The 321-nt window shown below is 77.6% G+C and carries 1 pseudogene; it reads left to right on the top strand.

The features are described from left to right. A pseudogene (locus ACSNN7_RS29100) lies at nucleotides 1-321 on the top strand (primosomal protein N'); the annotation flags it as partial.

Genomic DNA, 321 nt, shown 5'->3' on the forward strand with positions numbered 1-321 from the left:
GTCAAGGTGCGCTTCGCCGGTCAGCTGGTCGACGGCTGGCTGCTGGAGCGCGCCGACGACTCCGGGCACACCGGCCGGCTGGCGTACCTGGAGAAGGTGGTCTCCCCGGAACCGGTGCTGGCGCCGGAGATCGCCCGGCTGGCCCGGGCCGTCGCCGACCGGTACGCCGGCAGCCTCGCCGACGTGCTCCGGCTCGCCGTACCGCCCCGCCACGCCCGGGTCGAGAAGGAGTTGCGCGCGCAGGCCGCGCCCGGCGACCCCGACGGCACCGCCACGACGCCCGGCGAGGGCAGCGCCGCCTCGATCACCGACACCCCGCCG

This window comes from Micromonospora sp. URMC 105 (assembly GCF_051386295.1).
Classification (GTDB): Bacteria; Actinomycetota; Actinomycetes; order Mycobacteriales; family Micromonosporaceae; genus Micromonospora.